Consider the following 7,499-nt stretch of genomic DNA (forward strand, 5'->3'; position numbering starts at 1 on the left):
CACTCCGGGAGGGGGGCTTGCTGACGGTGCGAGGCGTTTGCCGGTATGGGGCGTGGATTCCGAAACAATTTCGGGATGGCGGGCTTTTTGGGGGAGGGCGCTTGTGGTTTCGGCGGGCTCAACCACCGGGGGGGGATGAACATGGGCTGTTCCGCGTAGCGCAAAGCCGAATATGCGTGGCGGTGCGCAGGGGGCTTTTTTTGAGAAAATTGGATTTTATGAGGCCCGGTCAGGGCTGATTGAGATGGGCTGAAAATGACGCGGGAAGATTTTTTCCTCCTGCGTCTGTTGGTTTAGAATGTGATGCAGAGTCCGAGCGTCGGGATTATTGCGTATGTTCCGCTTACGTCGAGGTCGCCGAAATTGATTTGTGAGGTTGTGTCGTCGGAAGTTGAGCCGTAGCCGCTGAAGTTGATTTTTCCGCCGAAGATGTAACGGATTCCGAGGTTTGCGAAAAGGCCGAAGTGGCTTGTGACGTGATAGATTCCTGAGATGTCGGTTCCTGCGTTGTAGAGAATCTGTGTTTCGCTAATGTCGCCGAGTCCGTATGATTTTGATCCGATATCGAGGCTTACTTTTGAGTCGAAACTTGAAAAGTCGATTCCGAAATTACCTGTTACGGCTAGAGTGTATTTTTCGCTTCGCACGAATGAGTATCCGGCTCCGAGGTTCAGGGCAACTCCGTAGCCAAGTTTGCTTCCGCGGAGCCAGTTCATGTGTTCTGGTCGCCATTTGATACCTGCTTGCAAATCTGCTTTTAAGGTGAATCCGCTGTTGAGGTCGGTTCCGAGGTAGCCGAAGCTTACGTACCCTCCTTTCTGGCTGAATTGGTCGTCGAGTGTGACTCCAAGTTTGCTTCCGTATTTGTTTACTGTGTCAATCCAGTCTGCTTCGAACTGAACGCTCTCGACTGGGATTTGCAATCCGAATGTGAGGTTGTTTCTAAAATCACCTGCGAATGCCGAAATTGAAATTGCCGCTGTTGCGATTAAGCTAAGAATTTTTTTCATTTTAAAGTCTCCTATTAATTTTAGACTATACAAAAAAAAGTTGTTATGCAAGAGATTCCGAAACAGGTTCGGAATGACAAAGTTGCGGGGGCAGGCTTGGCGGAGGGAAGGTGGATAAGTTGACTTTTGCTTTCTGATTTTTATAATTTTGCTTATGGAAAATCGAAAAAATAATGACACTGTTTTCAGGATGACGACTCGCCCGGTGGGGCCGCTGATTCTTTCGTTGGCGATTCCTACGATAATCAGCATGCTCGTCACGAATCTTTACAATACTGCGGACACTTATTTTGTTTCGCAGCTGGGAACTTCGGCGAGCGGTGCGGTCGGGATAATTTTTTCGATAATGACGATGATTCAGGCGGTGGGCTTTACAATCGGCATGGGCTCAGGAAGCATTGTTTCTAGGCTCATCGGCGGAAATGACGTAAAGACTGCCAGCAAATATACTTCCAGCGCGATTGTGTGCTCGCTCGTGCTCGGAACGGTTCTCGGCACGCTGGGAATAATTTTTCAGAATCAGCTGATTGTACGGCTTGGTGCTACCGAGACGATTCTTCCGTATGCGAAGGACTATGCAAAATTCATTTTGATTGGAACTCCGTTCATGGCGACTTCGTTCGTAATGAATAATCAGCTCCGCTTTCAGGGCAAGGCCAAGTACGGAATGATGGGGCTTACGACTGGCGGAATCCTGAACATTGCGCTTGACCCACTTTTTATTTTTGGGTTCGGTCTGGGAATCAAGGGGGCGGCGATTGCGACGCTGGTGAGTCAGTGCACGAGCTTTACGATTTTGCTTTCGATGTTCTTGCGTAAAAAGTCGCTCACCGAGGTTTCGGTAAAAAATGTTTCAAGAAAGATTTCTGACTACATTCTGATTATAAAAACTGGTCTTCCGTCGTTTTTTAGGCAGGGAATGGCCACTATTGCCATGATTTTTTTGAACACTCAGACCAAGATTTTTGGCGCGCTTTCTCCGCTTGTGATTGAGGCTGCTAACCGCGCGGGCGAGATTTCTGAGACGACGGGCAAGCTTATAACCGCGGCGGACTGTTCGATTGCGGCGATGGCGATTACGAACCGTGTTTTTATGCTTTTGATGTCCATTGCAATCGGTCTTGGGCAGGGATATCAGCCTGTTTGCGGAATGAACCTTGGGGCTGAAAAATACGACCGGGTTCGAAAGGCTTTTAAATTCCTTTTGAAGATTACTTTTTCGCTGATGACCGTTTTTGCGGTCGTTGTGTTCATTTTTGCGCCGGAAATCACGCTGTTCTTTAGGAAGAACGAGGCTGTCGTTCTTGTGGCTTCAACGGCTATGCGCGCGCAGGCGTTGATTCTTCCGTTCCATTCGATAATTTTTGCCACGAACATGACGCTTCAAACGGCTGGGCGGACACGTGCGGCTTCGTTCACTTCTGTCTTGCGGCAAGGGCTTTTCTTTATTCCTTTGATTCTCGTGCTTCCGCATTTTATCGGGCTTTTGGGCATTCAGCTCACGCAGGCAATTTCCGATTTGATGACGGCGTGTGTTTCGCTTCCGTTCGTGATTCGCTTTTTTAAGACGCTCGGTTCAGAGGAGGAATTAAAAAAATGAAGAATGCTTTTGTGAATGTCCAGATGGACGAACTGAATCCTAAATTCGAGCAGGCTGTTACGCGCGAAACGCCGATTTACGGGCGCGGGAACGGAATCCGCTCTGATTTTCAGCGGGATTATACGCGTCTCCTTCATTGCAAGGCTTACCGCCGTCTCAGGCACAAGACTCAGGTTTTCTTTGCTCCCCGCAATGACCACGTTTGCACGAGAATCGAGCACGTTGGTCACGTTGCCTCTGTTTCGGCGACGATTGCAAAGTATCTTGGCTTGAACGAGGAACTTACTCAGGCAATCGCCATCGGGCACGACATTGGGCACGCTCCCTTCGGGCACGCGGGCGAGGAAATTCTTAACTCGCTGATGAAGCAAAAAGAGGGCGCGAACGCTCCAAAAAAATTCTGGCACGAGAGAAATTCGCTTTTTTTTGCGGATTTTATTGAGACTCTCGACGACCCGAATGGAATCAAAAAGACTCTGAACCTTACTTATGCGGTGCGTGACGGGCTTGTTTGCCATTGCGGCGAGATTGACCAGCAGGGCTTAAAGCCTCGCGACAACGCGATAAATCTTTATGACATAAAGCGGCCAGGGCTGGTTCAGCCGTACACCTGGGAAGGCTGCATCGTAAAACTCAGCGACAAAATCGCTTTTTTGGGGCGAGACCTTGAGGATGCAAGAACGTATCATATTCTAGATATGGGAAGTTACCGTCAGCTTCGCGAGATTGTTGCGGAGACTTTGGGAATCACGAAAAACGGAAAGCCGATTTCGCACCGGAGCGGTCGCGCTGTGAACACGACTGTTTTAATCAACGATATGATTGTAGATTTGTGCCAGAATTCCACGCCGGAAGATGGGCTTTATTTTTCCGAAAGCTACGCTCGGTTCATCACGGAACTAAAAAAATTCAGTTTCGCGAACATTTACAATCACTGGCGGCTCAAAGAATTTCAGAAATACGCGCAGAATGTGCTGGAGACGATTTATTCGACTCTCATGCGGACTCAGCCTTACGCCCAGCATGGCCGCATTCCGTTCAGCATGAATTCCTACCCGAATCTCGGAAAGACTTTTGAGGAATGGTTGATTTGCTATTCGAATTACGCGACGATTCTGGGAAAAGACCGACGGAAACTTTTGCACTACGAAACGCCGACTGTTTTTGATATTTTTGATAACGAGTCGTTCCAAAAATGCGTGATTGAATACATTTCTGGAATGACCGACCAGTTCGCAATCGAGTGTTTTAACGAAATCATTTCGTTTTAGCGGAAGATTCTAAATTGGCATTTGAATCTGTACTTTGACAGGTTCAATGCCCGCCTGAATTAGAAAACCTTTCGCACACCTCGTAAAATTTCTCTTTTAGATTGCACGTCAACTCTTCGTGCAAAAAAACGGACTCAAGGCGAAGGAAAGCGTCCCTGCTGATGTTCTTTGCTCCGTAGCGGGCGATGTTGTCTGTGTACACCTGGCTGTCAATCAACTTGCCGCCGCATTCTTTAAAAGCTGTGGCAAGCAATACGAATGCACTTTTTGCACTGTTGCTCTCAATCGTGAACATGCTCTCTCCAAAAAATACGCTCCCGATTACGACTCCATAAAGTCCGCCTGCCAATTTGTCTCCGTTCCAGACTTCTACGCTGTGCGCAAAACCGAGCTTGTGGAACGTCGAATAAGCGTTCACGATTTTTTGGCCAATCCACGTGCCGTTTTCTCCGTCACGTTTCATCGTTCGGCATCCGTTGATAACTCCCAGAAAATCCTTGTCGAAAGTGTAAGTGTACGGTGAGTGCTTCAAGAATTTTGTGACGCTCTTCGGAACGTGCAAATCTTCGATTCTAAGGCAGAACCTGGGACTTGGCGAATACCACACCACAGGTTCACCCTCGTCTTCGCTGAACCACGGAAAGATTCCCTGCATGTATGCTGAGTAAAGCCGTTCCACCGAAAGTCCGTTCGTAATTCCGACAATATCCTTGTTAAAACCTTCGCCCAAATATCCCGGCGCAAAAAAGGCAAGCGGCTTCATTTTTACAAGCACGTCTCTAAGTGGAAAAAGTTCCTCTGTCGTCGCAGTCGAAAGGAAATCGTTATTTTTTAGGGGCTGCAAAGTCAAAAGAAATCTCCTGTTTTTCGACAAAGAGCCGAACTTTTCCGCCGTCGCAAAGCTTTCCGAAAAGCAACTCGTCTACGAGCGGTGTTGCAATCAGTTCCTCGGCCGTGCGGGAAATGTTTCTTGCGCCGAATTCGCGGCTGTATCCTTTTGCAGAAATGAGTGCGCTTACCGAATCGTCAAATTCAAGTTCCACGTTCTTGTTTTTGAGTCTTTCGCCAATCTTTTGGATTGCTTTTTGGGCAATATTCTGCGTGATTTTTTCGTCAAGGTGAGCGAACGGAATTATCGCGTCGAGCCTGTTTCTGAATTCCGGGCTGAATGTTTTGTTCACAGCTTCTTTTAACGTAGCTTCCCCATTTTGATTCGTGTTTCCGCTGTCAAAACCGACGAGCGGCTTTTCCATGTCGCGCGCACCGGCGTTGCTCGTAAGGATAATCATGCAGTTCCTAAAATCAGACTTTCGTCCCTGATTGCCGGTTAGCGTTCCGTAATCGAGCACTTGCAGGAGAATGTTAAAAATATCCTCGTGGGCCTTTTCGATTTCGTCAAAAAGAATGATTGAATGCGGATTTTGTCGCACTGATTCCGTTAAAAGCCCTCCGTTCTCAAAGCCGACGTATCCCGGTGCTGAGCCAATCAGACGGCTCACGGTGTACGCTTCCTGATATTCGCTCATGTCGAAGCGTAGGATTTTTTCTGAGAGAGTGTCGCCCAAAACCCGTGTGAGTTCGGTTTTTCCGACTCCGGTCGGACCAACAAAAAGGAAGCTCGCTTCTGGTTTGTCAGGATTCCTGAATCCGGCGCGGGCTTTTTTTACAGCCGTGCAGAGTTTTTTTACGGCTTCATCCTGACCAAAAATCTGAGAGCGCAAAGTTTCCTCAAGATTTTTAAGGAGGATTTTTTCGTCTTTTGTAACGTTTTCAATCGGAATGTGAGCCATTTTTGCCGTGACGCTTTTTATCAAATTTTCGTTCACGCTCGTAACGCGTTTTTTTGATTTTTCGGGCAGCTTTTCGTTCGTAAGGCTCAGCGTTACGCCAGCTTCGTCGATAATGTCAATCGCCTTGTCGGGAAGGCGTCTGTCCGGCAAATACTGAATCGAGAGAGCAACGGCCGCTTCAAGTGATTTTTTTGGATAGCGGACTTTGTGGAATTCTTCGTAACGGTTCGAGATTCCCTGCAGAATACGTATCGCGTCTTCTTTTGAAGGTTCGGTTACATCGACTTTTTGAAATCGTCGGCTTAATGCACGGTTTTTTTCGAAGATTTTTGAATATTCCTCGTAGGTCGTGGCTCCCATAACGCGAATTTGCCCTTCCGTAAGAATCGGCTTTAAAATGCTTGCCGCGTCAATGTTTCCGCTGCTTCCGGCTCCGGCGCCAACAATTGTGTGGATTTCGTCAATGTACAAAATCGCCTTTTCTTCTTTTTTTAGTGCCTGAATGATTTTTGTCATTCGGTTTTCAAAATCGCCACGGAATTTTGTGCCGGCAAGAACGTTTGAAAGGTCGAGTGAATAAATTTTGTAGTCAGCGAGTTTTGAGGGCACGGCTCCGTCAACGATTCTGCGGGCAAGCCCGTAAGCCAGGGCCGTTTTTCCAACGCCTGCGTCGCCAACGTGAATCGGGTTGTTTTTTGTGAGTCTGCAAAGAATATGAATCGTTCGTTCAAGTTCTTCTTCTCGACCGATTAAAAGTCCGAAAGTCTTGTCCTTTGCCTTTTCGGTAAGATTCGTCGTGTATTTTTCGATGTAATTTACGTTGTCGAATTCAAAATCATCGTCGTCCATAAAGTCAGGATTTTCAAAATCGTCGTCATCCTGCATTGCGGAATTCATTTCTTCCAAATCGTCCATAAAGTGCATTCCGCTTTCAATCATTCGGCGGTGCGCGGTAATCGACTCCAAAAGTTCGAGTCTGTTCACGCCGCGTTTTGTAAGGATTACCGACGTGTAAGATTTTTTTGTGTCGAGCATTGCAAGAATCATGTCGGCCACGTCAAAAATTTTTCTGTCGGCACTGGCGGCAATCAGCTCTGCGTTCTGGTAAATCTGATTCAGAACGAAAGTCACTTCCGGGACTGTTGGAATGTCGTTTTCGCTTTCTGTGAGGACGGGTACGTTTTTTGTGACGTATAAACCAAGGTCGTGACGAATTCCTTCAATGTCGCAATCGCACGGGGCAAAAATGCTCCATACTGTTTTAGATTCAAGGGCCTCGTACAAAACCCATTCCGGGGTGAGAAATTCAAAATGCCGTTCTAGCGCGGAACCGAATGCTTTTTGGATGATGTTTGATAATTCTTCGCTTTCTTCCAATTCTAGTCCTTCCTCTCCAAAATGCACTTGAGCGGAAAACCTGCGTCCCTCGCTCTTTTCATCGTCATTTGCGCTCGTGTTGCGGCGATGTCATAAACATAAATTCCTGCGATTCCTCTGCCGTTTTTATGAACCGACTCCATAACCATAATAGCCTCGCTCTCGCTCTTGTGAAAAACTTTCATCAAAACTTCGACAACGAATTCTTTTGTCGTAAAATCATCATTGAGCAAGATAACCTTGAACAAAGGAGGCTCTTCAAAAACAACGTCAACGTTGGAGATTTCATTAATCTGATTTTCAAATGCCATAACTAAACTATACATGACCAAAGGGAAACGCTACAAGTGGAGTTTGAGAAAAAGAGTTGAGTTTTAGCGTTTCCTACGAGTTTTCCTGGTGGAAAACTCTCGTGTGGGTGGGAGCACTTGCAGGTGTTCACCAAACGCAG

6 protein-coding genes are annotated in these 7,499 nt (G+C 47.0%); 2 read left to right on the plus strand and 4 right to left on the minus strand.

Annotated features, from left to right (window positions below; genetic code table 11):
- Positions 1 to 293: 293 nt before the first annotated feature.
- Positions 294 to 1,010 (minus strand): hypothetical protein, encoded by a 717-nt coding sequence (locus tag JI65_RS16030; RefSeq protein WP_191018172.1) that lies wholly within the window; start codon positions 1,008 to 1,010, stop codon positions 294 to 296.
- Positions 1,011 to 1,164: 154 nt separating this feature from the next.
- Here JI65_RS16030 and JI65_RS16035 point away from each other — a divergent pair, with 154 nt between their 5' ends.
- On the plus strand, positions 1,165 to 2,610 hold the full coding sequence (locus JI65_RS16035; protein ID WP_191018173.1) for an MATE family efflux transporter: 1,446 nt from the start codon (positions 1,165 to 1,167) through the stop codon (positions 2,608 to 2,610).
- A complete protein-coding gene (locus JI65_RS16040) occupies positions 2,607 to 3,881 on the plus strand; it encodes a deoxyguanosinetriphosphate triphosphohydrolase family protein (RefSeq protein WP_191018174.1) in 1,275 nt (424 codons plus the stop codon). The genes JI65_RS16035 and JI65_RS16040 overlap by 4 nt, the downstream gene beginning before the upstream one ends.
- 43 nt (positions 3,882 to 3,924) lie before the next feature.
- Here JI65_RS16040 and aat read toward each other — a convergent pair whose 3' ends face one another.
- Genes aat through JI65_RS16055 form a run of 3 tightly spaced genes read right to left on the minus strand, consistent with a single transcriptional unit; the run spans position 3,925 to position 7,359 of the window.
- A complete protein-coding gene (gene aat, locus JI65_RS16045; RefSeq protein ID WP_242457279.1) occupies positions 3,925 to 4,731 on the minus strand; it encodes a leucyl/phenylalanyl-tRNA--protein transferase in 807 nt (268 codons plus the stop codon).
- The gene (locus tag JI65_RS16050) at positions 4,706 to 7,048 is read right to left on the minus strand and encodes an AAA family ATPase (protein ID WP_191018175.1); all 2,343 of its coding nucleotides are present in this window, start codon (positions 7,046 to 7,048) and stop codon (positions 4,706 to 4,708) included. Before JI65_RS16050 ends, aat begins: the two co-directional genes overlap by 26 nt.
- A 2-nt stretch (positions 7,049 to 7,050) precedes the next feature.
- Complete coding sequence (locus tag JI65_RS16055) at positions 7,051 to 7,359, minus strand: ATP-dependent Clp protease adaptor ClpS (RefSeq protein WP_191018176.1); 309 nt, start codon at positions 7,357 to 7,359, stop codon at positions 7,051 to 7,053.
- Between the last annotated feature and the right edge of the window lie 140 nt (positions 7,360 to 7,499).

This window comes from Treponema zioleckii, from assembly GCF_014737315.1.
Lineage (GTDB): Bacteria > Spirochaetota > Spirochaetia > Treponematales > Treponemataceae > Treponema_D > Treponema_D zioleckii.

Bases quoted from the DNA above. Each gene is read 5' to 3' on its own strand.
- JI65_RS16030 (WP_191018172.1), bottom strand. From the start codon at position 1,010: ATGAAAAAAATTCTTAGCTTAATCGCAACAGCGGCAATTTCAATTTCG.
- JI65_RS16035 (WP_191018173.1), top strand. From the start codon at position 1,165: ATGGAAAATCGAAAAAATAATGACACTGTTTTCAGGATGACGACTCGC.
- JI65_RS16040 (WP_191018174.1), top strand. From the start codon at position 2,607: ATGAAGAATGCTTTTGTGAATGTCCAGATGGACGAACTGAATCCTAAA.
- JI65_RS16055 (WP_191018176.1), bottom strand. From the start codon at position 7,359: ATGGCATTTGAAAATCAGATTAATGAAATCTCCAACGTTGACGTTGTT.